At 51.8% G+C, this 22,373-nt stretch carries 43 protein-coding genes; 42 read left to right on the top strand and 1 reads right to left on the bottom strand.

Features of this window, described 5'->3' with window-relative positions; all coding sequences use genetic code 11:
* The first annotated feature begins 66 nt into the window (after nucleotides 1-66).
* From ACR9EC_RS06855 to ACR9EC_RS07060, 42 genes are all read left to right on the top strand, one after another.
* On the top strand, nucleotides 67-342 hold the full coding sequence (locus tag ACR9EC_RS06855) for a hypothetical protein (RefSeq protein WP_435298501.1): 276 nt from the start codon (nucleotides 67-69) through the stop codon (nucleotides 340-342).
* Nucleotides 335-1,183, top strand: coding sequence for a PD-(D/E)XK nuclease-like domain-containing protein (locus ACR9EC_RS06860; protein ID WP_435298502.1), 849 nt, complete (start codon nucleotides 335-337; stop codon nucleotides 1,181-1,183). Before ACR9EC_RS06855 ends, ACR9EC_RS06860 begins: the two co-directional genes overlap by 8 nt.
* Before the next feature lies 1 nt (nucleotide 1,184).
* Nucleotides 1,185-1,721, top strand: a complete 537-nt coding sequence (locus ACR9EC_RS06865) for a hypothetical protein (RefSeq protein WP_435298503.1) — start codon at nucleotides 1,185-1,187, stop codon at nucleotides 1,719-1,721.
* Nucleotides 1,711-1,929 (top strand): hypothetical protein, encoded by a 219-nt coding sequence (locus ACR9EC_RS06870; RefSeq protein ID WP_435298504.1) that lies wholly within the window; start codon nucleotides 1,711-1,713, stop codon nucleotides 1,927-1,929. Before ACR9EC_RS06865 ends, ACR9EC_RS06870 begins: the two co-directional genes overlap by 11 nt.
* Nucleotides 1,913-2,149, top strand: a complete 237-nt coding sequence (locus ACR9EC_RS06875; protein WP_435298505.1) for a hypothetical protein — start codon at nucleotides 1,913-1,915, stop codon at nucleotides 2,147-2,149. Before ACR9EC_RS06870 ends, ACR9EC_RS06875 begins: the two co-directional genes overlap by 17 nt.
* 14 nt (nucleotides 2,150-2,163) lie before the next feature.
* Nucleotides 2,164-2,403 (top strand): glutaredoxin family protein, encoded by a 240-nt coding sequence (locus tag ACR9EC_RS06880; protein ID WP_435300625.1) that lies wholly within the window; start codon nucleotides 2,164-2,166, stop codon nucleotides 2,401-2,403.
* A gap of 134 nt (nucleotides 2,404-2,537) precedes the next feature.
* Nucleotides 2,538-2,810, top strand: coding sequence for a hypothetical protein (locus tag ACR9EC_RS06885; RefSeq protein ID WP_435298506.1), 273 nt, complete (start codon nucleotides 2,538-2,540; stop codon nucleotides 2,808-2,810).
* A gap of 221 nt (nucleotides 2,811-3,031) precedes the next feature.
* The gene (locus tag ACR9EC_RS06890) at nucleotides 3,032-3,364 is read left to right on the top strand and encodes an HNH endonuclease signature motif containing protein (protein ID WP_435300626.1); all 333 of its coding nucleotides are present in this window, start codon (nucleotides 3,032-3,034) and stop codon (nucleotides 3,362-3,364) included.
* Nucleotides 3,354-3,809, top strand: a complete 456-nt coding sequence (locus ACR9EC_RS06895) for a single-stranded DNA-binding protein (protein WP_435298507.1) — start codon at nucleotides 3,354-3,356, stop codon at nucleotides 3,807-3,809. Before ACR9EC_RS06890 ends, ACR9EC_RS06895 begins: the two co-directional genes overlap by 11 nt.
* Before the next feature lie 120 nt (nucleotides 3,810-3,929).
* Complete coding sequence (locus ACR9EC_RS06900; protein ID WP_435298508.1) at nucleotides 3,930-4,418, top strand: DUF6378 domain-containing protein; 489 nt, start codon at nucleotides 3,930-3,932, stop codon at nucleotides 4,416-4,418.
* On the top strand, nucleotides 4,408-4,830 hold the full coding sequence (locus tag ACR9EC_RS06905) for a hypothetical protein (protein ID WP_435298509.1): 423 nt from the start codon (nucleotides 4,408-4,410) through the stop codon (nucleotides 4,828-4,830). Before ACR9EC_RS06900 ends, ACR9EC_RS06905 begins: the two co-directional genes overlap by 11 nt.
* Nucleotides 4,831-5,105: 275 nt before the next feature.
* Nucleotides 5,106-6,305 (top strand): DNA (cytosine-5-)-methyltransferase, encoded by a 1,200-nt coding sequence (dcm, locus tag ACR9EC_RS06910; protein ID WP_435298510.1) that lies wholly within the window; start codon nucleotides 5,106-5,108, stop codon nucleotides 6,303-6,305.
* Between the two features lie 2 nt (nucleotides 6,306-6,307).
* Nucleotides 6,308-6,724, top strand: coding sequence for a WhiB family transcriptional regulator (locus tag ACR9EC_RS06915; RefSeq protein ID WP_435298511.1), 417 nt, complete (start codon nucleotides 6,308-6,310; stop codon nucleotides 6,722-6,724).
* The gene (locus ACR9EC_RS06920; RefSeq protein WP_435298512.1) at nucleotides 6,724-7,566 is read left to right on the top strand and encodes a hypothetical protein; all 843 of its coding nucleotides are present in this window, start codon (nucleotides 6,724-6,726) and stop codon (nucleotides 7,564-7,566) included. Before ACR9EC_RS06915 ends, ACR9EC_RS06920 begins: the two co-directional genes overlap by 1 nt.
* The gene (locus tag ACR9EC_RS06925) at nucleotides 7,563-8,000 is read left to right on the top strand and encodes a hypothetical protein (protein ID WP_435298513.1); all 438 of its coding nucleotides are present in this window, start codon (nucleotides 7,563-7,565) and stop codon (nucleotides 7,998-8,000) included. Before ACR9EC_RS06920 ends, ACR9EC_RS06925 begins: the two co-directional genes overlap by 4 nt.
* 80 nt (nucleotides 8,001-8,080) lie before the next feature.
* The gene (locus ACR9EC_RS06930; protein WP_435298514.1) at nucleotides 8,081-8,260 is read left to right on the top strand and encodes a hypothetical protein; all 180 of its coding nucleotides are present in this window, start codon (nucleotides 8,081-8,083) and stop codon (nucleotides 8,258-8,260) included.
* A gap of 227 nt (nucleotides 8,261-8,487) precedes the next feature.
* Complete coding sequence (locus ACR9EC_RS06935) at nucleotides 8,488-8,664, top strand: hypothetical protein (RefSeq protein WP_435298515.1); 177 nt, start codon at nucleotides 8,488-8,490, stop codon at nucleotides 8,662-8,664.
* Entirely contained in the window at nucleotides 8,661-8,897 is a 237-nt protein-coding gene (locus ACR9EC_RS06940) for a hypothetical protein (protein ID WP_435298516.1), read from the top strand. The genes ACR9EC_RS06935 and ACR9EC_RS06940 overlap by 4 nt, the downstream gene beginning before the upstream one ends.
* 130 nt (nucleotides 8,898-9,027) lie before the next feature.
* Nucleotides 9,028-9,444 carry an HNH endonuclease signature motif containing protein gene (locus tag ACR9EC_RS06945; protein WP_435300627.1) on the top strand — a complete coding sequence of 139 codons (417 nt, stop codon included), beginning with the start codon at nucleotides 9,028-9,030 and terminating at the stop codon, nucleotides 9,442-9,444.
* Nucleotides 9,441-9,590, top strand: a complete 150-nt coding sequence (locus ACR9EC_RS06950; RefSeq protein WP_435298517.1) for a hypothetical protein — start codon at nucleotides 9,441-9,443, stop codon at nucleotides 9,588-9,590. Before ACR9EC_RS06945 ends, ACR9EC_RS06950 begins: the two co-directional genes overlap by 4 nt.
* Nucleotides 9,587-9,820 carry a hypothetical protein gene (locus ACR9EC_RS06955; protein ID WP_435298518.1) on the top strand — a complete coding sequence of 78 codons (234 nt, stop codon included), beginning with the start codon at nucleotides 9,587-9,589 and terminating at the stop codon, nucleotides 9,818-9,820. The genes ACR9EC_RS06950 and ACR9EC_RS06955 overlap by 4 nt, the downstream gene beginning before the upstream one ends.
* Nucleotides 9,820-10,194 (top strand): hypothetical protein, encoded by a 375-nt coding sequence (locus ACR9EC_RS06960; protein WP_435298519.1) that lies wholly within the window; start codon nucleotides 9,820-9,822, stop codon nucleotides 10,192-10,194. The genes ACR9EC_RS06955 and ACR9EC_RS06960 overlap by 1 nt, the downstream gene beginning before the upstream one ends.
* Nucleotides 10,191-10,394 (top strand): hypothetical protein, encoded by a 204-nt coding sequence (locus tag ACR9EC_RS06965; RefSeq protein WP_435298520.1) that lies wholly within the window; start codon nucleotides 10,191-10,193, stop codon nucleotides 10,392-10,394. Before ACR9EC_RS06960 ends, ACR9EC_RS06965 begins: the two co-directional genes overlap by 4 nt.
* Entirely contained in the window at nucleotides 10,391-10,813 is a 423-nt protein-coding gene (locus ACR9EC_RS06970; protein ID WP_435298521.1) for a hypothetical protein, read from the top strand. Before ACR9EC_RS06965 ends, ACR9EC_RS06970 begins: the two co-directional genes overlap by 4 nt.
* A 52-nt stretch (nucleotides 10,814-10,865) precedes the next feature.
* Entirely contained in the window at nucleotides 10,866-11,024 is a 159-nt protein-coding gene (locus tag ACR9EC_RS06975) for a hypothetical protein (RefSeq protein ID WP_435298522.1), read from the top strand.
* A complete protein-coding gene (locus ACR9EC_RS06980) occupies nucleotides 11,021-11,209 on the top strand; it encodes a hypothetical protein (RefSeq protein WP_435298523.1) in 189 nt (62 codons plus the stop codon). Before ACR9EC_RS06975 ends, ACR9EC_RS06980 begins: the two co-directional genes overlap by 4 nt.
* The gene (locus ACR9EC_RS06985) at nucleotides 11,206-11,724 is read left to right on the top strand and encodes a hypothetical protein (protein WP_435298524.1); all 519 of its coding nucleotides are present in this window, start codon (nucleotides 11,206-11,208) and stop codon (nucleotides 11,722-11,724) included. Before ACR9EC_RS06980 ends, ACR9EC_RS06985 begins: the two co-directional genes overlap by 4 nt.
* Nucleotides 11,721-11,909, top strand: a complete 189-nt coding sequence (locus ACR9EC_RS06990; protein ID WP_435298525.1) for a hypothetical protein — start codon at nucleotides 11,721-11,723, stop codon at nucleotides 11,907-11,909. The genes ACR9EC_RS06985 and ACR9EC_RS06990 overlap by 4 nt, the downstream gene beginning before the upstream one ends.
* A gap of 386 nt (nucleotides 11,910-12,295) precedes the next feature.
* Nucleotides 12,296-12,700 (top strand): hypothetical protein, encoded by a 405-nt coding sequence (locus tag ACR9EC_RS06995; protein ID WP_435298526.1) that lies wholly within the window; start codon nucleotides 12,296-12,298, stop codon nucleotides 12,698-12,700.
* Nucleotides 12,701-12,857: 157 nt separating this feature from the next.
* A complete protein-coding gene (locus ACR9EC_RS07000) occupies nucleotides 12,858-13,094 on the top strand; it encodes a hypothetical protein (RefSeq protein WP_435298527.1) in 237 nt (78 codons plus the stop codon).
* Nucleotides 13,069-14,580, top strand: coding sequence for a hypothetical protein (locus ACR9EC_RS07005; RefSeq protein ID WP_435298528.1), 1,512 nt, complete (start codon nucleotides 13,069-13,071; stop codon nucleotides 14,578-14,580). The genes ACR9EC_RS07000 and ACR9EC_RS07005 overlap by 26 nt, the downstream gene beginning before the upstream one ends.
* A gap of 16 nt (nucleotides 14,581-14,596) precedes the next feature.
* Entirely contained in the window at nucleotides 14,597-16,036 is a 1,440-nt protein-coding gene (locus tag ACR9EC_RS07010; protein WP_435298529.1) for a phage portal protein, read from the top strand.
* A 2-nt stretch (nucleotides 16,037-16,038) separates the two neighbouring features.
* Nucleotides 16,039-16,803 (top strand): hypothetical protein, encoded by a 765-nt coding sequence (locus ACR9EC_RS07015; protein WP_435298530.1) that lies wholly within the window; start codon nucleotides 16,039-16,041, stop codon nucleotides 16,801-16,803.
* Nucleotides 16,804-16,926: 123 nt separating this feature from the next.
* Nucleotides 16,927-17,529, top strand: coding sequence for a hypothetical protein (locus tag ACR9EC_RS07020; RefSeq protein ID WP_435298531.1), 603 nt, complete (start codon nucleotides 16,927-16,929; stop codon nucleotides 17,527-17,529).
* Nucleotides 17,530-17,549: 20 nt separating this feature from the next.
* Complete coding sequence (locus ACR9EC_RS07025) at nucleotides 17,550-18,518, top strand: SU10 major capsid protein (protein WP_435298532.1); 969 nt, start codon at nucleotides 17,550-17,552, stop codon at nucleotides 18,516-18,518.
* A gap of 9 nt (nucleotides 18,519-18,527) precedes the next feature.
* The gene (locus tag ACR9EC_RS07030; protein WP_435298533.1) at nucleotides 18,528-18,812 is read left to right on the top strand and encodes a hypothetical protein; all 285 of its coding nucleotides are present in this window, start codon (nucleotides 18,528-18,530) and stop codon (nucleotides 18,810-18,812) included.
* 21 nt (nucleotides 18,813-18,833) lie between these two features.
* Nucleotides 18,834-19,238, top strand: a complete 405-nt coding sequence (locus ACR9EC_RS07035) for a hypothetical protein (protein WP_435298534.1) — start codon at nucleotides 18,834-18,836, stop codon at nucleotides 19,236-19,238.
* Nucleotides 19,235-19,558 carry a hypothetical protein gene (locus ACR9EC_RS07040; protein ID WP_435298535.1) on the top strand — a complete coding sequence of 108 codons (324 nt, stop codon included), beginning with the start codon at nucleotides 19,235-19,237 and terminating at the stop codon, nucleotides 19,556-19,558. Before ACR9EC_RS07035 ends, ACR9EC_RS07040 begins: the two co-directional genes overlap by 4 nt.
* Complete coding sequence (locus ACR9EC_RS07045) at nucleotides 19,555-19,905, top strand: hypothetical protein (protein WP_435298536.1); 351 nt, start codon at nucleotides 19,555-19,557, stop codon at nucleotides 19,903-19,905. Before ACR9EC_RS07040 ends, ACR9EC_RS07045 begins: the two co-directional genes overlap by 4 nt.
* On the top strand, nucleotides 19,902-20,318 hold the full coding sequence (locus ACR9EC_RS07050; protein ID WP_435298537.1) for a phage tail terminator protein: 417 nt from the start codon (nucleotides 19,902-19,904) through the stop codon (nucleotides 20,316-20,318). Before ACR9EC_RS07045 ends, ACR9EC_RS07050 begins: the two co-directional genes overlap by 4 nt.
* Nucleotides 20,319-20,389: 71 nt before the next feature.
* A complete protein-coding gene (locus ACR9EC_RS07055) occupies nucleotides 20,390-21,130 on the top strand; it encodes a phage tail tube protein (RefSeq protein WP_435298538.1) in 741 nt (246 codons plus the stop codon).
* An 81-nt stretch (nucleotides 21,131-21,211) separates the two neighbouring features.
* Entirely contained in the window at nucleotides 21,212-21,733 is a 522-nt protein-coding gene (locus ACR9EC_RS07060) for a DUF7426 family protein (protein ID WP_435298539.1), read from the top strand.
* A 216-nt stretch (nucleotides 21,734-21,949) separates the two neighbouring features.
* On the opposite strand, the gene ACR9EC_RS07065 is transcribed toward ACR9EC_RS07060, so the two are convergent.
* Entirely contained in the window at nucleotides 21,950-22,348 is a 399-nt protein-coding gene (locus ACR9EC_RS07065; protein WP_435298540.1) for a hypothetical protein, read from the bottom strand.
* Nucleotides 22,349-22,373 lie beyond the last annotated feature (25 nt).

Consider the following 22,373-nt stretch of genomic DNA (forward strand, 5'->3'; position numbering starts at 1 on the left):
CTTAACCCAAACCCAAATTGATGCAGGCTACACCCGCCTGCTCCGCGAACTACAAGGAGAAGAAAAATGAGCATACTACGAATCGAAGTAGAGCTTTCTATAGAAGACGCGACCCCGATAATGAGCAGCGCAGGGGAAGAGTTTACGCCTAAGAAAATTCGGTACGAGGCATATAAAGGTACAAAGTTTTTTCATCAACACGCCCTTGTCATTGGTGCTTTAACCGAAAAACCAGATGAAATCGCTATCAAATACTTGTATACGGACCCGCATCCTTACCCTGCTAAACCGAAATGGTTTGCAAAAGCAGAAAAAGCCATGCAGGAGGCTCACAATGCGTGAGCCTGGCTTATATTACGGGATACCTAATGTTGAGTATCACAGGGGTTTGATTGAAGTTCATGACATGAATGGGCTAGCAATCAAACCCCTTTCTAGTACCGGAGCGAAAACACTAGTACGCGACTCCCCCGCCGACTATCTGTGGCAGTTGGAAAACCCTGTCTCAAAGACAGCGTTTTCCACTGGCACAGCAGTCCATGAACTTGTCCTTGAAGGGCAGTTGCAAAGTGTGGAAATTTTCGAGTTCCCGAACTGGATGTCTAAGGCCGCGAAAGAAGCGAAAGCTGAGTGTCTAGCACGTGGCGGCAACCCGATGCTTGAACGGGATCTAGTTGATGCGTATGCGATTGCTGAAGCGGTTAAAAACCATCAACTGGCTTCAAGCCTGATTACTGATGGGAACCCTGAAGTAAGTGCTCTTGTCTGGGACCCCGAATACAAAGTGTGGTTTCAGGTGCGGTTTGACTGGCTGCGTAATGACGGTTTGATCGTTGATTTGAAAACCAGTCGTGTAAGTAACCCGTCAGATTTTAACCGTGAAATAGCGACCTACTACTACCACTTACAAGCATCGCTTTACATGCGTGCTGCTGAACTTTTGGGCATACCGGTTCAGGGGTGGCGTTGGGTGGTTGTGTGTTCTGAAAAACCTCACAACGTGTTTGTTGTCGAGTACACGGAGATTGACCGTCTTACTGGTGATCAGCGGATGCATACGGCTTTAACGAAGTATGCGGATGGTGTTCATCAAGGGGTGTGGCCTGCACATCCTGATCTTTATTTCAGCGAGCTTCCTGCATACGCGACGTATGACGGTGAAGAAGGAGAAGTGGTGATCTGATATGGATCTGACTCAAACGATTGTTCCACGTAGTGATCAGCTTAATGCTGATGATTTTGTTGGAGGTCCTCGGACGTTCACGGTTGAGAGGGTTACTGCTGGTAGTGCTGAGCAGCCTGTGAATGTGCATTTAGTGGAGTTGCCTGGACGTCCGTATAAGCCTTCGAAGACGATGCGTCGTGTGCTTGTTGCGGCGTGGGGTAAGGAGGGTGATGTGTATGCGGGCCGTCAGTTGACGCTTTATCGTGATCCGTCTGTGCGGTTTGGCGCGGATGAGGTTGGTGGGATCAAGATTTCTCATTTGAGTCATATTGATAAGCCTTTGAAGCTTGCGTTGACGTCTACGCGTGGGAAGAAGGCTTTGAATGTGATTGAGCCTCTTGTCAGTGCTTCTCCTGCTGTGCCTGTGACGGCTGAGGTTGTTGAGCGGGCTGGGTCTGTTGAGGAGTTGCGTGCGTTGTGGCATGGGGCTTCTGGTGAGGTGCAGGCGTTGATTCAGGCGCGTGTCCAAGCGTTGCAGGCGGTGAATGATGCCTAAATCTAAGCGTGAGTCTGATGGTTGGCGTTTCGCTAAGGCGTTGGCGGAGTTGGAGGGTCGTCGTGTGGTTCGTGTACCGCCTGAACCTGACGAGAACAAGGCGGTTCTGCATTTGATGGGTGTGAATCGTTCAGCGCGTCGTATCGCAGAACCAGCCCCACCCACTCCCCTACACAAAATGGGAGCACAACGTGGCCGAAAAAATTGAAGCCCGTTTCTTCGCGAACATTGACGCAATCGACCTTGCAGAAAGATCCGAAATCGCTCGCACGAAAAAGGCTCTCCCCGCGAATATTCCTGAGAGAACTGCGGCGATACGGACGATTGAAATCGCTTACGAGAATCAGCGCCGGTCAGCCCGTAAAAAGTACTGGTCAGAGCTTGAAGAGTACAAGCAAGCGCATGAAAAAGAATGGAGTAGGCGTTGAGTCGCGTTAAAGAAGTGATCTTGTATTCGCAACCTACATGTGGGCCGTGCGTCTCGGTGAAACGGTTTCTTGAGAAGCACCAAATCAGCCACATGGTTTTAGACGTGAGTACGCTTCCGCAAGCCGCTGACCGGGTAAAAGACCTCGGATACGGGACAACACCAGTCGTCGAAGTGGTAACCGAGTCAGGTGGTTTCGCCTGGCACGGGTTCAGGCTCGACAAACTCAACCATCTAAAAGAGATAACCCGCTGATGGCGGGTTTTTTAATGCTCGAAAACAAGGAAGAAGGTGAGTGATGAAAGCGCTTTTTTACCGTGGTGAACAAGTTCATCCGAACCCGTCTGAAAGGGCTGGGATCAGTGCGTTTCATGCACTTCACGCGCTAGATGCAGATGCGCGGGCTAGAGACGTTTTTTGGCGTGGTCTGGCAGCAGAAATCGAGATTAGAGAGGTCGCTGATGTTATTTAAAGGAGAGTTTTTTGTGGCGGTGTTGCATCTGCTTGTCGCTGTTTTGTATGCGATGCAGAAGGACTGGTTTTTCGCTGTTGTGTGGCTGGTTTTAGCCATTGCGTGGGTAGTGATCGCTGAAACCAGCCGCCGCGCGAAACGCGAGCTAAAGAAATGGCTCGAAGACATGAAGAAAGCAAAGGCCAACTGATGGCTGCATGGCAACAGCTGTGCAAAGTCGCAAACTGTGCAAACAACGTTGGACAAAAAGGGGCTCGTGGCCTATGTAACAAGCACTATCTCCGCTGGATGTACACCGGAGACCCTGAAGGATCACTGAGGAAACCTGCTATCGAAAGGTTCTGGGAAAAAGTAAATAAGACTCCCACCTGCTGGCATTGGACTGCCAGCAAAGACGCAAACGGATACGGGATGTTCAGCGATCAACGAAGCCACAGAGCACATCGGTGGCTTTTTCAATATCTGAATGGCCCAATCCCTGATGGAAAGGTTCTAGATCACCTCTGTCGCACAACTTCTTGCGTTAACCCTAACCACCTAGAAGTGGTGGACAACCAAGAAAACCTTGAACGGGGTTGGGGCCGTCGCATCAAAACAGGCTGGGTCAATTTCTGCATTAACGGGCATGAATACACCTCAGATAACACGTACAAGAATCCGCTTGGGCGGCTAGTCTGCCGAACATGTTCTGCGCAATCACGGTTGCGCTACCAAGAAAGGAAGAAACAGAGCGTTGGCAAATGACACTCTAATTACAGTAACTGGAAATTTGACTGCTCCCGTAGAACTGCGTTTTACAGCATCCGGCGCCGCGGTTGCTAACTGCACGATCGCGAGCACTCCGAGTTCTTGGGACAAGCAATCGAATAGTTGGAAAGATGGCGAGACGCTATTTATGCGTTGCTCATTCTGGAGAGAAATGGCTGAGAATGCTGCTGAATCGCTAAATGAAAAGGGAATGCGTGTGATTGCGCAAGGGCGCCTTGTGCAGCGTTCTTATGAAAAGGACGGCGAGAAACGGTCAGTGGTTGAACTGCAGGTTGAGGAGATTGGTCCTTCCCTGCGTTACGCGAAAGCACAGGTCGCTAAAACGCCTCGCAACACTGGTGCAGGTTCGTTCACTTCTCGTTCTGCGCAAACCACTGCACAAGACCCATGGGGCACACCACCCACCGATCCGCCGTTTTGAGAAGGAGAACCCACATGATTGCACGATGCGGATACTGCGGGTGGGAAAAACTACTCCCCACCATCCCAGCGGCCTGGACTGCACAACAAAAACACGACAAAACATGCAAGGAGCAAAAACATGGCTGATCTAACCACTGCCGTGGAAGTAGCGGCAAAAGCACGCCTAGCAGCGAGCACCAACCCAAGCGAAATTGATTGGGAATCCCTCCACCCAAGTGCGCAATTTTCATTGAAGGAGCAAGCACTTCCCATCGTCACGGCCCTGCACGAGGCCGGACTGCTCCAAAGCGAGTCTAGGGGAGCAAATGCCTCGCCAATCCGTGACATTGAACCGGAGGCAAAGCGTTCTGAGGTTTTGAAGACTGCTTCTAGCCTGATTAGTGGTGATCGTGCTGCTGTATACGGTGACGCATGCGAAAACTTCAAACGCATCGCTGAACTGTGGGAGCCAATCCTCGGCGTAAACGTGACTGCTACACAAGTCGGTTTATGCCTCACACAACTGAAAGTCGCACGAATCATCACCGCACCACAACACGAAGACTCCTTTGTGGACGCGGCAGGATACATCGCACTCACCGCAGAAATCGCGCTCAATGAAAGTTGACTTCACGATCCCTATGCGGGACGTGATCAACGCTAACCAGCGCGAACACTTCCACGTGAGAGCAAAGAAAACTAAAACCCTCCGGCAGCTCGGTAAAAAGAGCGCGGAGGGTTTAGTTTTCCCCGATCCATGCAGAATCATTGCTTATTTTGGTTTCCCAGATAAGCGCAGGCGCGATCTACACAACTATTTCGGGACACTCAAAGCACTTATTGACGGCATTGTCACTGACGCGAAAGCGCTTCCTGATGATTCTTGGGATCACCTTATAGGCCCTGATCTTCGCGTCATCGACTACAAAGAGAAAGGACACCTATACATCTGCCTAGAAATTATGACAGAGGGTTATTCACATTCCCCTTCTGGTAGTACTCCTGGGCTTCTATCGCTCGGGCTTTCAACCACTGCATAGCTTGAGCGTGCCTGACATCCTGTCGGTTTGGTTGAGCCTCGCCTTCTCCAAGAACCGTAATTTTAGGCCAATCAGAAGTCATCAATGTTCTTCGGTCTAACTCATTAATGGTTTTTCTGAAGTAGTCGTTGGCTTCTGTTCTTTTGAATTTTTTCATGCGCTCATGCTACTGCTTACCCGTTTTACTTGCTGGTTGATTGCCGTCCATCCCCTTACGTGGGGGTGGGCGGTTATGAGTCAGACAACACCAACACCACATTGAAAGGAGTCCTTTTGTGCTGAAAATTGGCGCCCTGTTTGCAGGCTATGCCGGTATCGATTTAGCCGTGCAGCATGTTTTAGACGCAGAAATTGCGTGGGTATCAGAAATAGATAAAGGACCATCAAAAATACTTGCCCACCGGTTCCCCACCATTCCAAACCTTGGAGACATTACTGCCATCAACTGGTCTGAAGTGAAGCCGGTAGACATCATCACCGGCGGATCACCATGCCAAGACCTTTCCCACGCAGGTAAACGGCTAGGCATGAAACCCGGTACACGCTCAGGACTGTGGGTTTCCATGCTCGAAGCAATAACAACTATCAAACCAAAACTAGTGATTTGGGAGAACGTCAGTGGAGCCTTTAGTGCCGAAGCAACTAGCGCGATGGAGTCCTGCGCAGGATGCGTGGGTGACGGATCAACCCGCCCTGTTTTGCGAGCACTTGGACGTGTACTCGGAGACCTTACCGCGGCAGGGTACGACGCTGAATGGCATTCTTTGGAAGCTGCCGATGTTGGCGCACCCCACCACAGGCTCAGAGTCTTCGTCATCGCATGGCCAAGAACTACAGGCAAACCAAGAGTGGTCGGACGTTCCCTTGTATCCGACACCGAAGGTAACGGACGCGAAACATACGGACTCACCAGCGTATCGCAGCCGACACTCACCAGGTTTACGGACAGTGTCCGTCTACTTCCCACACCTGCTGTAAATGACATGGGTGCAGGTAAAGATGTTGAAGCGTGGGATGCGTGGACCGACCGCATGAAGCAAGCCCACGGCAATGGAAACGGGCATGGTAAAAGCCTGCACATTGAAGCGTTACGTCTACTACCTACTCCAACTGCTGAGCGAACTGATGGACGTAAATCGCAGGCGTTCCGTGAAGGCCGAACAACTTTTTACGACGTCGTTTATCAAGAGAAGTGGGGCGAGTATGCGCCTGCAATTAAACGTTGGGAGACCATCACAAGGCCAGCACCGGCCCCTACTTTACCGACAGGGAAAGAAGGGAAACGCCAGTTATCGCCTCGTTTTGTGGAGTGGATGATGGGTCTTCCTGATGGATGGGTCACAAGCGTTCCAGACATGACGCGTAGTGAACAGTTGAAAGCGCTAGGTAATGGCGTGGTGCCGTTACAAGCGGCTGAAGCAATTAGACGTGTTTTAACCCCGAATCGGGGTTTTTCTTTTTTTGAGGAGGAATAGTTATGACGTTTAATCCCTACCGCCCTGAAACACAGGGAACTGCAGGGGTTGAGTCTTGGATGGAAGCTGCGGCTTGTAAAGGCTCAAGTGTTGATTTTCATTCGGATGTAGTAGCCGAGATTTACGCGGCGAAAGAGGTTTGCGCGTCGTGTCCTGTGAAGCGGGAATGCCTTGCTAGCGCTGATGCTTACGGCATTTGGGGTGGCCTAGGGCCAGTCGAGCGCGCAGGAAAAACATGGCGTCCACGAGGCTCACAACACACCAAACCTCTTCCCGTTATTGATCCTGCCGACTACACCAGCATGCGTGACGCTGGCATGTCACTCCCCCGCATCGCCGCGCACTACAACGTCAGCGTCCACATACTCAAAAAAATCCGCCACAACCAACAACTAGACCCGGACAGGAGCACAATCTGATGGCGAAAGATAAACGCCCATACGCTCAAATCGATGTGGGCTGGTACATGAACCCCAAGTGGTACCAAGTCGAAAGATTCTTGCTAAACGCAATGCCCGATGCAATGCCCGATGCATTGCTACATGCATTGCAAGACGCAAAGCAACTGCATTTAGTGAGCATTTTATACAGCGCTCAAGCACGCTGGGACGGACGCTTTCCAGTATCAGCAATCAAAGCTTTTGCACGCACCCGATACGAAGAATCCGTCAGCGCACTTTTCGACTGCGGAATGTGGATCAACCACTCTGGCGGAATGGCAGAAATACACGACTACCTGCAACATCAGGCCTCAGCGGCAGAACTAGACGCTGCCACATCGAAGGCTAAAAAGGCTGCCGAAGCACGCTGGAACAATGCATCTAGCAATGCATCAAGCAATGCTAAACGCATACCTCCAAGCAATGCATCAAGCAATGCAGAGAAGAGAAGAGAAGAGAAGAGAAATATAGAAGTACCTAAAGGTACTTCTAGTAGCCGCAAAAAAGCCTCAACACCTTTCCCCGAACAATGGCAACCAACCGACACCCACCACGCGAAAGCAAAAGAAAACGGACTCGACCTCCACAGAGAAACCGAAAAATTTAAAGCACACGCACTAGCGAACGACCGCCGCCAAGTCGACTGGAACCAAGCCTTCACTCAATGGCTTTTGAAAGCCAGCGAATATCAAACCCGCTCACCGAATGGTGGCGGGTTTTCTCGTCCCTCAATCGACCGACAAGGAGAACTCCTCAAAGCCGAACGCGCACGCATCCTCAACGAAATGAACCAGCAACCCAGATTAGAGATCGAACCATGAACAAACTCGAAGCATCCGAGATCGTCACATTCCTCAACCGCACAGGCAACCTCTGGGCAATGGAAGGACAATCCGACGCTTGGGCTGACGCACTCAACGACGTAGACGGTCCGACAGGTTTTCAGGCTGCACGAGAAATCGCTCGCACACGCACAAGCACAGAAAAAGCGATGACACCTGGTGATATTCGCAAGCATGTTGACCAGATTCGCCGTCAGCGTTTGCAGGGTGCTCCTAGTCCTCAGCCGCCGTCAGAGCTTGAAGGCGATCCGATGCGGGAGAAGCGGTGGACGCGGTTGCGTGCGCATGCGATTGGTAATGGCTTGTCGTATGAGGACGCGGACGCGTATGCGGATCATCATTCGCAGGTTGTGCGTGCTGGGCTGCCTACAGTGCCCCGCAGCGTCGCAATATCGGCCCCACCGCGCCCGTAAACGTGTTTAAGCAGCAGAAACCCATCCAACCAAAACAAACGCCCCACAAGGCCCGTAACGCAAACCCGAAAGGAAAGCTCGTGACCGACCCGACACCCACCATCGACCGACTAGAAAAAGCAGCCCAAAACTACCTCGCCGGAGAAACCACAAAAACCGAATGGGCAAACGACCTCAACCCACAAGCCATCCTCCAACTCTGCGCACAACTCCGCATCTACAAAAAACACGCCAGCCGACCAGCCGAAAAACTCTTCTAAGGACTACTCATGAGCGACACATTCCAACAACGCCACAGACGACCAAAACCACCACGTTTACGGGGCATGCCCTACAGGACATACCTCTTGTCCAATCCTGGGGTCGCACGTATTACTCAAGGTCCGATCACCAAGAGGTGGCACGTAGCAAGCCATACCGAAGATCGTTCGTTTTCCACCCGCGATGAAGCATTCGCTTACGCAAACCAACAAACCAAGGAAAAGAAATGACAACTATCAGATACTACGTCTGCCAAATCTGCCGCGAGACATCAACCAACCCAGATGGATGGAAACAAGTATCAATCGGAGCACTCGGATTCATCGTCTGCCCCATACACGAAAGCATCTCATTCGCCGACCTCAAACCAACCGGACCAATAGCAATCAAAGGAAAGAAATGAACCACGCACAAAGAGCCAGCCAGATCATCGACCTGATGGCCACAAACAACTGGATGGATAAAAGTCCCTTCATAGACCGCCGCATAGCCGCAGCTCAAGTTCACGCATCACTCGCACTCGTAGAAGCGCAAAACCGCACAGCACAAGCAACAGAAAAACTCGTTGAACAGCAACGCATCGCAAACAGCCTTCTGCAGGAGGTGATCCACCATGTCACTGGCATTAACAACTGATCGAGATATTGCGAGATTCACCGAGAAGTTCACCGTATCCAAGAAAGGGTGCTGGGAGTGGATCGCTGCGCTTGACCCTCATGGTTACGGACGGTTTGGAATGGGTGGCAAGACGCGCTCCGACTGGCGCATGAAACTGGCCCACCGAGTATCTTATGAGACGTTCTCTGGACCAATACCTACAGGTCTTGACCTGGACCACCTCTGCCGAAACCGAGCGTGTGTAAACCCGGAACACTTGGAACCTGTCACTCGCTCAGAAAATCTGCGCAGATCCCCCCTGATGTCGCGGGGGAAAAACAAGACTCATTGCCCGAAGGGTCACGAGTATTCCTTAGACAACACAAGGATCACCAAGGCGGGGGCGCGTGCTTGCCGAACCTGCGAACGTGCACGCAACAGGGGAAAGGCTAGGGCAGGGATCTACAATCCGCCAACGCCTTGTACATCTTGCGGGAAGGTTCTTCGGAAAGGAAACCTGCCCACACACTACCGAGCCTTTCACCCCGAAATCGTTGAAGCCCTCGGACTAGGAGACCTGTCGTGACCATTCAAATGCATACATGCCACGCATGCGACCGCGAATACGAACCCACACAACCCGAACAACGCTACTGCACCAAAACCTGCAAACAATCCTGGAAACGAAAACTACTCATCAACAAACACCAAACAGCAAGGAAAACAAAATGAGCGAATATGTGCCAGACACAGACGAAGTACGGGACGACTACGCAACTTGTGGGCTTTTGTGCAATGCCGCCACCAGACGGGCAGGATTTGACCGCTGGCTTGCTGAAGAAAAACGCAAAGCAAAAGTAGAAGCACTCAAAGAAGCCGCAGACGATCCCGAAATAAAAGACAACAGAATTTGGGTGGAATATTGGCTACTCGAACGCGCGCAACAACTCAAGGAACAGTAATGGGCACGTTCAGGGAATACGTACAGAAAAACCCAGCCCCACCCCACCTCGTCACCCACCACAAACAGAAAGCACAACACACCATGACAATCCCACAAGAAGCAATCGAAGCAGCGGCACAAGCAATCTTCAAAGAAGCCCAAGGACCCGACCAAGACAACTCTTGGGAAGAACTACGAGACAACTCTTGGAAAGAAAACTGGAGGAAATTAGCACGCAACGTCCTAGAAGCTGCGCTCCCTCACATCCGCGAACACATCGCACAAGAAATCACCGACTCACTCAAAGACTACGAGGCGCACTGCCGAGAAGACGTCACATGGTACGACGGGCACATGAACGCCGCCCGAATCGCACGAGGAGAAACACAATGACGCGCGGTCACACTAACCAACCCGTATGGACCTGGCACTGCGACCGCTGCGGAAACACAAGCGGAGACCTCGCCTACAGCCAACAACACCTACCCACCCCCGACCAAATGCGCGCCAAAGGCTGGCACATCGCAGAAAAATGGGGCGACCTATGCAGCCGATGCGCACAAACACCACCCATCGAAAAGCTGAAACCATGACCACGCCAGCACGCATCGTGACATCACTAAAAAAATGGACGAGAACACTTTTCTCATCCACCACCACGATTGAAATCACATGTGAACCAGCAGCACACGCATTCATGCAATCCCTATCAGCTGCAACATTATCCATGGAACAAATAGGCGTTGAACCGCCATCAAAACCGACACAGAAACTCACCAAAAGGCCATCCCCAATGACCACACCACGAGAACAACTCGCAGACCTCATCGCATACCAGCGAGTAAAAGAAACCAACCCCAAAGCCGACCACCACATTTTCGGCTACCACCAATTCAGCAAAGAACAACGCGCATTCCTCGCCGCAAGAGCCATGCCACTAGCCGATGCAATCATCAAAGCAGGCTGGACACCACCACCCACACCAACAACAAACCCACACCTCGACAACTAAACCCGCCCAACCACGGCGGGTTTTTTCACACCCAAAAACAGGAGAAACACACATGGAAAGCACCATCGCCCTCTACACAACAATCACCAAAGGACTAACCACAGCAACACAAAACATCACCAAAGCAATGCAACAACTAAACACCACCACACAAACAACCAACCAAACCATCAACAGCCTCACCCAACAACTAGACAAGGACCACCAATGACACTCAAAGGAACAGTCACCGGATGCACCTACGAGGAAGTACAAAACGCCGCAGAAAAAGAAGCAGACAACTTCTTCGGACCCAGACCCTACACACTCTCCCTAAAAGAAGTCGAAGCAGAAAAAACCATCAGCGGAGAACTCATCTACTACACCGCCACCTACACCGCCGAGGAAACCAAATGACCACTGAACTCACCGCCAAATGGCAAACCATCGCAGAAACATACCCACACGCCAAACAAGCAATCCACACCACACCCCAACCCACCAACGGAATGCCCCACACCCCAACCAACCCACAAAAAGCCCCACTCAACCTCAACGCACTCTCATGGATCGAAATGACCGACCGCCTCACAGCCAAATGGGGCCACACACCACAAACAATGCACACACACATCACCACACTCTGGAACAACCTCGGACCAGCCGACCAACTCGACCTACAAACCGACACCTGGACCATCCACAACCAAACCCCACAATGGCTACCAGCACACCAACAAACCCTCGCCCTCACACGAGAACAAACCGCAGGAATCTACTGCACCACCATCCAAGAACTCGCATGGGCACTCAACAGCCTCGGCAAACCAACACCACAAGGAACACTCCGCCGCTGGGTAACAGAAGGCCACATCACCAAAACCCAAGCAGGCTACTCACTCGCCCAAACACTCCAAAGGATCAACAAATGAGCATCGCAGCAGCTTTCGCACTCACCGCAATAGCATTCCTCGTCCTCGCACTAATAACAGGCCTCTTAGCAGACGAAACACGGAGCCATTCTGCAGAAAAGAAATACGCAACAGTTGCAAACACAGCACTCGGAATCTCAACCACACTATTCATCGCAGCAATCTGGACACACGCACTCACATGACGCACATTGAACTAGACAAACCAGCACACCGAGCACTATAGTTCCTAGTGTTGAAACACGTGCACACAGCACAACAACCCACACACTCAGACACCCACACGGTGTCTTTTTTAATGCCCAAAAACAGGGCAAGCCCAGCCCACACCGGTGGCACTCTAGATCACGACTAGACTGGGCACCACCACACACCCCGCCTAGGCCTCTCAACGAAGCACACTAAGGAAGCCGCGCGGACGGCTCAACGGACACGCCAACACAAGGCTAAAAGCAAACCGGCCCGTACAAACCGGCACGCATCCGCACACACCATTCCCTCACCCCGCCACACAACAACGTCGTCAAGGGCGCAGAGTCAGGGAAACACGCCAACGGGAAAAGGAACTCACATGAGCAAACCCGACCCCCGCAAACAAAACGGCCACAGACGCAGACAAACCAGAGCACGCATCCTAGCCCGAGACACCCACTGCGCACTATGCGGCCAATGGATAGACAAAACCCTCACCACCATCCCCGGACAACACGGCCCCAAATGCACAGGCCAAACACCCAACCACCAACCATGCCCCGGATGCATCCCACACCCACACCGCGCAGAAGTCGACGAAGACATACCAGTCTCACGCGGAGGATCACCCCACTCCCTAGACAACTGCGCACTCATGCACCGCCAATGCAACCAATGGAAAAGCAACCAAACACTCGCAGAAGCACAACAACAACTCACAACCCAAAACACACAACACACAACCGCAACACCACAACAAACCACAACACGCATCAACTGGTAACCAAAACAACCAACCCCAAACCCAACAACAAAACACACAACACCACAACAAACAACCACCACCCACACCCCCTCCCCACCCCACACACAGGCCCGCCCCTTGGCATTGGGCCTTTCTCTCCGCAGTATTTTTTCCACACGTCAGGTAGGTGATTTTTATGAGTGTTGAGGCTGCTGCTGCGTCTGGTGATGAGCGTGAGTTGCTTGTGGCGATGCGGAATAAGGTTGCTAAGACTCTTGATGATGAGCGGACTTTGGCGCGTGATTTGGCGGCGTTGACGAAGCGGTTGCGTGAGATTACTCAGGATATTGCCGCGCTTGATGCTCGGGAGGAACAGGAGGGCGGCGATGGTGCAGAAGAGTCGCCTGATGAAGAGTGGGCCGACGACTACTGAGCCTCGGCTTTCGTCTGCTGCTCGTCATGTTGTTTTGCCTGATGGGATTGTGTCGAGTGGTTGGCCGTCTGTTGCTAAGACTCTTGTGAATCTTGGGATTTGCTTTGATGTGTGGCAGAAGGATCTTGGTCGCGTTATTTTGGCGAAGCGTCGCAATGGGAAGTATGCGGCTGGTATTGGTGGCGTGGTTATGTCGATTCCGCGTCAGGTTGGTAAGACGTTCACGGTTGGTGCGATCGTTTTTGCTTTGTGTTTGTTGTTTCCTGGTATTCGAGTTATTTGGACGGCGCATCACTCAAATACTTCTGATGAAACGTTTGAGGCGATGCAGCAGATGGCTTTGATGCGTAAGATTAAGCCGCATATTTTGCGTGTGACGACTGGTAATGGCAAGCAGCGTATTCGGTTTCGTAATAAGTCTCAGATTGAGTTTGGTGCTCGTGAGCATGGTTTTGGTCGTGGTAAGACGAAGATCTCGATTCTTGTTCTTGATGAGGCGCAGCATGTGTCTGAGAGTGCGTTGGAGAATCTTGTTCCGACGATGAACCAGGGCAGTAATCCGCTGTTGTTCATGATGGGCACTCCCCCGCGCCCGATTGACCGTGGGGATGCTTTTAAAAATCGTCGCAGTCGTGCGCTCAAGGGTGACTCAAATAACGTGTTGTTTGTGGAGTTCTCTGCTGACGAGGACGCGAACCTTGATGATCGTAAGCAATGGGCTAAAGCTAATCCTTCTTATCCGAAGAGGACCCCTGAGGACGCTATTTTGCGTTTGCGTGAAGCCCTTGGATCGGATGACTCGTTTAAACGTGAAGCCCTTGGTATTTGGGATAACGATGAGCTTGGTGATCATCCGATTCATGCAAGTTGGTGGGCTAATACTGCTATTGGTTTTAATGATCCGTTGCCTGGCGAGGGTGTTCCTTCGTATGGTGTGCGTTTTTCTGCTGATGGGTCGCGTGTTTCTCTTGCTGGTGCTTTGTCGTTTGGTGAGGGGCAGCCTGTGTTTGTCGAGACTATCGAAACGAAGTCGATGCTGTTTGGTATTGATTGGTTGGCTGATTGGCTTGAGAAGCGTTGGCGCGCCTGCTCGATGATTGTGGTTGATGGTAAGTCTGATGCGGCGGCGTTGATTCTCGAGTTGCGTCGTCGGAAGGTTAGTTATCGTGCAATCAATTTTGGTCATGATCTGCTGACTTCTACGGCTGCGAGTGATGCGTATTCAGCGTTTACTAATGCGGCTCGGTCTGGGCCATCTGCGCTTTTGCACTCTAATGATGAGGGGCAGTCCGTGTTAGATGCCTCGGTCAAGGGTTCTGTGCGCAGAAAGATTGGTAATGATGGGCGGTTTGGTTTCCAACCGCATCATAAAGATATTGAGTCGGAGTCTGTTGAGGCTGCGGCTCTTGCTTTTTTTGCAGCTTCTACGAGTAAGCGTAAACCTGCGGGTGAAGCGCGTAAGGCTCGTGGGTCTCTTGTTATGTGATTGGTGGTGGTGAATGGTGACGTTCTTACTGGGCGGTGGTTTGGCTCCGCGAGTGATCGGACTGGACCACCAAACACAAGCGTTGTTTGATGGGTGTTTTATGGAATGGCAGGCTCGCCGGCCTCGTAATGCTTTGCGTAAGTCGTATGTGGATTCCAAGCAGGCTCATAAGCATTTGGGGATTTCTATTCCACCTGCGATGCAGGATATTGAGGTTGCTGTTGGTTTGCCGGAGACTGCGGTGGATAAGTTGGCGCAGCGGTGTATGTGGGATGGGGTTGTTGCCCCAAATTCGTCTGAGGACCCTTTCGAGTTGGAAGAGGTGTTGGACGATAACCGGTTTGATATTGAGTTCCCGCAGACGGTTGCTTCTCAGCTTACGTATTCCACGGCGTTTCAGTCGGCTTCTTTGGGCGATGTGACTGCAGGTGAGCCGCAGGTGAAGATTATGTCTCATTCGGCGTTGTGGTCTGGTGCTGTGTGGGATTCTGTGCGTCGTCAGTTGCGCGGGTTTTTGGCCATTAATTCGGTCGATAAGTTGGGGCGTGCAACTAGTGTGACCCTTTTTACGGCGTTTGAGTACATTCATTGTGTACAAGGTGCAGAGTCCACATGGTACGTCTCTGATGTGCGACGTCATGGGCTAAAACGTGTCCCTGTCGAGAGTTTGCCTTTTAAGCCGACGTTAGAGCGTCCTTTTGGGCAGTCTCGCGTGAACCGTCGGGTCATGAACTTGACGGATCGTGCAGTACGGACGATTTTACGTCTTGAGGTGCATAGCGAAATGTTTTCAGCTCCAAAGTTCTTGCTCATGGGTGCCGATGATTCTGCTTTTATGGGTCCTGACGGTAATCCAATTCCGTTATGGACTTGGTATATGACTCGGCTTAATGCGATTCCAAAGCCAGAGGGCGATGACGCGGAGATGCCGACATTGGAGCAGATTTCTCAGCAGTCACCACAACCGCATAACGATCAGTTGCGGATGATTTATGCACAGTTTTCTGGTGAAACTTCGGTTCCGCTCAACTCGCTCGGTATTGTGCAGGACAATCCGCCTTCTGCTGAGGGTTTGTATGCGATGAAGGAAGATCTGGTTATTGCTGCGTCAAACAATAATCGTGTGTTGACGTATGGATTGAATCGGACGATGCAGAATGCCGTAATGCTGCGTGATGGGTTGACTGATATGCCACAAGAATTGCGGCGTATATCGCAGAAGTTCCGTAACCCTGCTATGCCTTCGGTTGTGTCGCAGTCTGATGCGATGGTGAAGCAAATCGCGGCGATTCCAGAGTTGGCTCAAACGGATGTTGCTCTTGAAGAACTTGGGTATACGTCTGAGCAGATACAGCGCATTCGTGGAGACATTCGCCGTCAACGTGCAAGCACTCAGATGAGTGTCCTTGTCGAAAAATTCGAAAACGGTGCTGTTGTTTCTTCTGGCGGTGAGTAGGTGTGGCTGTCTCTGTTGAGGATGTGCATAAGGCTCTGGGTGGGCTACACGGGTTGGTCGAGGGTGTGCTGGATTCTTTCTGGCACACCCTCGATCTATCTAACCCTGCTGCGGCTCGTGACGCACTACTAGAGTTTGTGCCGCTACTTGTCGATGAGTATGGGCTTAAAGCAGCATCGATTGCTGCGGACTGGTACGACGAACTACGCATGGATGAGCGCATCCCCGGTGTGTATGTATCGGAGCTCGCTGAACCGTTGAAGGCAGAGTTTGTGGCTGAGCGAGTTCGGTTTGGTGCACAGCATCTGTGGGAAGATCCAGAACAGACTTTGTTGTTCCTTAAAGGTGCGTCTACGGGCTATATTTCCCAGGCTTTCAATGACACTTTGGCATTGAATGCACAGGCTGATCCTGTTGCGCGCGGGTGGGTTCGTAAGCCGAATCCTGGGGCATGCAAATTCTGCCTGATGTTGGCGGCGCGGTCTGCTGAAAACGTACACGGCGGTATTTATTCGTCAAAAGAATCAGCGCTACTCGTGCAAGGGCGCGGCATTGAGCGTCAGTCTCGCACGGATATTCTTGGTCGCACTCAACTGCGTGGTGGTGGCGTCAAAAATCGTGGTTCGCAAGATGTTGGCGATAAATATCATGACCATTGCCGGTGCGTTGCCGTCCCGATCTGGCCGAATACCGATATTGCTGCACAGCATGGTTTCGACCCAGAGGAACTTCTCCGGAGATACCAACGAGGCGAGTTTGACGCCTAACCAAAGACCACCTGTCTTACATCGTGAGGCGGGTTTTTTCATGCCCAAAGTTTTGGGTTTACGCACACCTGAGCGGTAATCAGGGCCATCACTATGCCGACGGGCTTACGGAAGGAAATAGGAATGAGTACAAAAATGCGTCGACTCGTGTTTGTGGAAACACCACAGGGCGAGCAAAAGGGTGCAGGTTCTAGTGGAACGAACGGCGGAGAAGGAGCAGGGTTTACGCCACCTGCTTCCCAAGAAGACCTAAACCGAATTATTGCTGAACGTGTGTCTCGTGAACGTGCGAAGTATTTGGACTATGAAGCGCTGAAATCTAAGGCAGCACAGTTTGATGCTGCTGAGGAAGCAAATAAAACAGAAGCGCAAAAACAGGCTGACGCGCTCAACGCTGCACAGGAAAAACTTGCAGCATACGAGCAGCGTGACCAGATCGCCGCATGGAAACGTGACGTTGTAAAAGACACGCACATCCCAGCAGATGCAGTGAGTGGCTCTACGCAAGAAGAGATCCAAGCACACTTCGAACTTCTAAAAACTCTCATTCCTGAACCTCAAGCCAACACCCCGCCAGTCGCTGGCCTGCCGTCCATCGGACAGCAGCCACCATCCAGTTCGAACAACATCCCTATCAGTGAGCAGATCGCACTCGCGGAGAAGGACAAGAACTGGGAACTAGCGGGGCAACTCAAAGCCGTACAGCTTGGCCAAATTAAGGCCTAATTATCGAAAGGAGATTCCAGATGGCTGGAATCACTGGTCTGGGCACTACCTACAACCTGCCTAACTTCGTCGGGGAGCTCTTCGCGGCGTCGCCGGAAGACACTCCATTCCTGTCGTCCATCGGTGGTCTGACTGGTGGTGAGTCTGTCGGTTCGACTTCGTTCGAGTGGCAGGGTTACGACCTTCGCGATGCTGATGACACGCGACAGCGCCTTGAGGGTGCGGATGCGGGCGCTGGGGACTCCCGTGTGCGTTACAACGACTCGAACGTCCTTGAGATCCACCAGGAAGCAACTGCTGTTTCCTACACGAAGCAGGGTGCCACTCAGCAGCGTGGTGCAGGGTCTACTTCCGTGCAGATCGGCAGCACTGTTATCCCAGCGGATGAACTCGCATGGCAGGTTGATCAGCAGATCAAGCAGATCGCTCGTGACGTTGAGAAGACGTTCATCACGGGCGTGTATGCGCGGCCTAATGACAACACCGCTCCACGTAAGACTCGTGGTCTGCTCGCTGCTGTCACCACGAACGTTGCTACGACTACCGAGACCGCTGCGACCCTTACCGAGGGAACCGTCATCGACCTGATGCAGGACATCTGGGAGTCTGGTGGTATCCAGGAAGGCGAGACCCGCACCATCATCGTGAACGCGGCTCTCAAGCGTGCCCTGACCCGCATCTTCATCAAGGATGCGAAGTATGCGGAAGCTACCCGAAACGTTGGTGGCGTGAACCTGCAAACCATTGAAACGGACTTCGGCAAGGTAAACATCATGCTGAACCGCTACATGCCAGTAACCAAACTTGCTGTCGTGTCCCTTGAGGAGTGCAAGCCTGCGTTCCTTGAGATTCCTGGCAAGGGTCACTTCTTCGCTGAACCTCTCGCGAAGACTGGCGCTTCTGACAAGGTGCAGATCTACGGCGAGATCGGATTGAACTACGGCAACCAGCTGAAGCACGGTGTCCTAACCGTTGCACCAACCGTTTAAGGGGGAATGATGGCGACTTTTCATAGCCCAAAATATCCAAGTCTTCGTGTCGCAGATCTAGGTTTGCGGTTTCAAGATGGGGTTCTTGAAATGGAAGAAGGCCCGCGAGCTGAACGCTTGCGTGGCCTTTCGTCTTTTGAAGTAGTCGAAGTAGCAACTGAAGCAGATCAGGCTGCACCTGTGGCTGTTGAAGATACTGAATCTCACCAAGATTCTAAGGGAACAGACACTCAAGAGCCTAAGGAAGAAACAGTGCAAGCTGCTCCGTCTAAACGCCGTAGTCGTACATCCTGATAAGAAAGTGAGGTGCGCTCAATGAGTGCTTTTGCCACAGTGCAAGATCTGGGAAGTAAATGGGCGCACCTCACTGGGGTTGAACTCGACGACGTGAATCAAGGATTAGGTGAGGCCACACTAATGATCCGTCAAGCATTCAAAAATGCTGGAAGAGACATTACATCGGCTGACCCTGAAATCCTCAAACTTGTTTGCGCGCGCATGGTGAGGAACGCTTTTCCGCAAGATTCATCCGCGGTAAACATTCCAGCAGGCGTGGAAACGACACAAGTCGGGGTCGGTCCTTTTCAACGATCTTTCAAGTTTTCTGGCGGGGCTTCTCGCAGATTGTGGATCGGCCCAGATGAGATGAAACTTCTTGGACTACAGGCTAAAAAAATGTTTTCCCTAGACATGCTTCCTGAAGGGTGGACTGCTCCATGAGGCTCGAAAAAACATTCACCCCACATACCGTGACCGTTACTCCTTTCCTTGGCGAAGGCGCAAACGGTGAGATTTGGGGGCCTGCTAGTGAAGTGCGAGACGTTTTTGTTGAAGATGTGCAAGAAGTCGTGATTGATGATTCAGGTAAAGAGGTCGTTTCTTCTGGACGTGTGATCTTCAATTTTGATGATGCACCCTTGAAACGCTCAAAAGTGACTGTATGGGCAGGAACCCTTCATGAGCGAACCTCAGAAATCTTCAAACTTGCACTGAACCATCATGATGAGTGGCCGTCTTTCGCGATTGGATATCTACGATGAGTGTTCGTTCTCATTGGGATGGCGCTAACGTTTCGGTAGTCGTGCGTGGTGCAGCTCGGCAAGGTTTGCTTGCTGGTGCTAAGCATGTGCGTGACGCATCTCAGCGTGTAGCGCCTAGCGAGACAAGAGAACTTCGCGAGTCTGCTTATGCGGAAGTCGATCCATCATCGCTGATCGCGATAGTGGGGTATGACGTGCCGCGTGACATTAAAGCGATCAAGCAGCACGAGGATTTATCGTATGCGCACCCATCTGGTGAGCAAGCAAAATTCTTAGAGAAGCCACTACGCGATAGTGCTGGAGCAGTGCAATCTGAAATCAGTAAATCGTTAAGGAGGGTGCTGTGACTCTTCGCGTTTCTGGTCTCCTTGAAGGGCTAGCCCAGTGGCTACATGATGAAGGCTTAGCCACCTACTCGCCTACCGGCATATACCCTGCTGACGGTCCCGTTATTTCTCTAAAAACGTTGCCGTCAGAGCCTGCTAAAGCAGTCAGCTTGTCTGTATATGACATGGGTGATGGATTAGCGGTGCCTGATGCTGAGATTCTTGTGCAATTGCGATTTCGTGATGGCGGCACAAGAACGGCTGTTGATGATTTCGCCGATGACGTTTTCGCGCGACTACATATGCGGCATTCATTTCTGGCTGGAGGCATAGCAGTATCGCGTGCTCGACGTACTTCCACCGCTGATCTTGGGCCTGACAGCAACAACCGTTTTGAGCGGGCCGACAACTACGCACTAGCCATAGTGCGATAACAACTTTTTTCTGTAATTGAGCCGTACCCCAAAAGGTCACGGCTATTTTTTATGCCCTTTTGGAGGCTCACATGTCAGTTTCTACCGAGTACGGTTTTGGATACGAGTACGGGCTAGACATTTTTGACCCAGTATCAGGTCAATGGCTGCCGTTCCGATTCCCCACTGGAATCAACCCTCAATCAACTCCTGTCACATCAGATGGTGCTACATACGACGACCTTGGTGCACCGCGTGAAGTCAAACTCTCTGAGTCTTGGACTGCTGATTTCCAAGTGCAGCAGCATCGTCTCGCCAATGGCTCATACCTGCCAGAGGTTGAAGCACTTATGGCTTTGACGAAACCAAGCGCCACCGGTGCGAAAGCCGTTGGACGGTTCCGCTGGTATGACAAGCCTGCCGCTGGTCTTCCAAACCCTCAAGACGCTTACGAGGGAGATGCAACAGTCACCCTCAACCGAGGAAACACAGACAACTCAGGTATCGGTGCTTGGTCCGTTTCTCTAGCAGGTCTAGGACGGCGACGCCAGATCGAAAACCCATGGCTTGGGTGGGGTGTAGCAGATACACCATTCATTTCTTCCATCACTCCTGCGGGTGCGGTGACTGGTGATCTTGTCACTATCACTGGATCGGACTTCACAGGAGCAACCGGGGTCGCCTTCGGGCTGGCTGCCGCAACAGAATTCGCTGTGATTTCACCATCATCTATCGCTGCCGTGCTGCCAACCGACGCTGCTGGAACCGTATCCGTGACCGTAGTGACTGCTGCTGGCACATCCAACGCCGTCGAATACGCGCGCGGCGCATAAATGCTGCTTCCTCGCATAGTTGGGCTGTGCTATGCGAGGAAGCCACCAACAGCCCCTCACCGCCAACATCTTGGAGTTACCGTGCTTAAAGACCTTTCCGCTTTCCTCACACCAAACCTCGAACTCACGTGGCGCGACCGAACATTTATTGTCCCGCCTCCATCACGCGAAGACGGTCTCACAATGACCGCGATAAACACGGCTGGGGCACTTGCTTATGCTGTCGCGCAAGGAGCCTGCCCTACATGCCACCGCTCTGATCACATCGAGTTAGATGATCGACAAAAAGAACTCGTAGCGCTTGCTAAAAACCGTGTCCTCGCTGAGTTATCACTTGGCGGCGCATATACAGAAATGCTTGAGGCTGGTGTCCCTGGACCCGACATTGAGCTATTCGAGTTGTATGCCTTCTACTACTGGGTTCTCGGTGAATCGGCAGCTGATGAGTGGATCGCTGCGGTACATCAGGGAAAAGCAGGTGTGACGGCCCCAAAAGTCCGACCACGCCCGAAGAATGGGCGCAGTACGGGGTCGGGGCGCCCGTCGGCGAAGACGAAAACGGGATCCCGATCTACGCAGATTACAGACTCCCAAAAGAGCTAACGCCACGACCTGCTGCGGATAAAGTCAGCAGTGTTGATTGGTCTGACATTTTAGAGTGCTGGCCGCTTGTAGAAATCGATCTACTCGAAACGTTCGGGATCGATATTTACGATCCAGCGCTTCAGCGTCCATGGCCTTGGTGGAGAGACCGCATCCTCGCGCTCCTCTCCACCAAAAGCCGACTAGCACATAAATTTGCTACTTAGTATTTACCGTTTAGCCGAGTTTGCTTAGCAAGCGTTCTTTACGCGCGTTGTAGGTGCCCTCTTTAATGGCTCCAGCTTGAAACATCTTCTCGTTGTCTTCTAATTGGCGCTCTATCTCTTTAGCATCTGCTTTTTGATCAGCCGTTACAAGTATGTAAATGCCAAGGGCGATTGCTACCAAGCCAGCGATTATCAGCACCCATGTGATGGCGGTCGCGACGGACAGCGCATCTTCGCATCGTGTTTCTATGAGCAGTTCATGTACTTGCCATCCAAAGCTTTCTTTGGAAAAGACGCTTCCACACTCATACCCAAGAGCGCTTCTGCCTATGACTCCATTGATAAGCCCAAAAACTAAAAGTGCTATTCCTGCGCCTAAAGATATAGCGCCCATCCCACGTTTTTTCATTCTTTTAGATTAGCGGTTTCCGCTG

Origin of the sequence: Timonella sp. A28, assembly GCF_051200815.1 — a bacterium.
In the GTDB taxonomy this organism is placed as follows: domain Bacteria; phylum Actinomycetota; class Actinomycetes; order Actinomycetales; family Cellulomonadaceae; genus Timonella.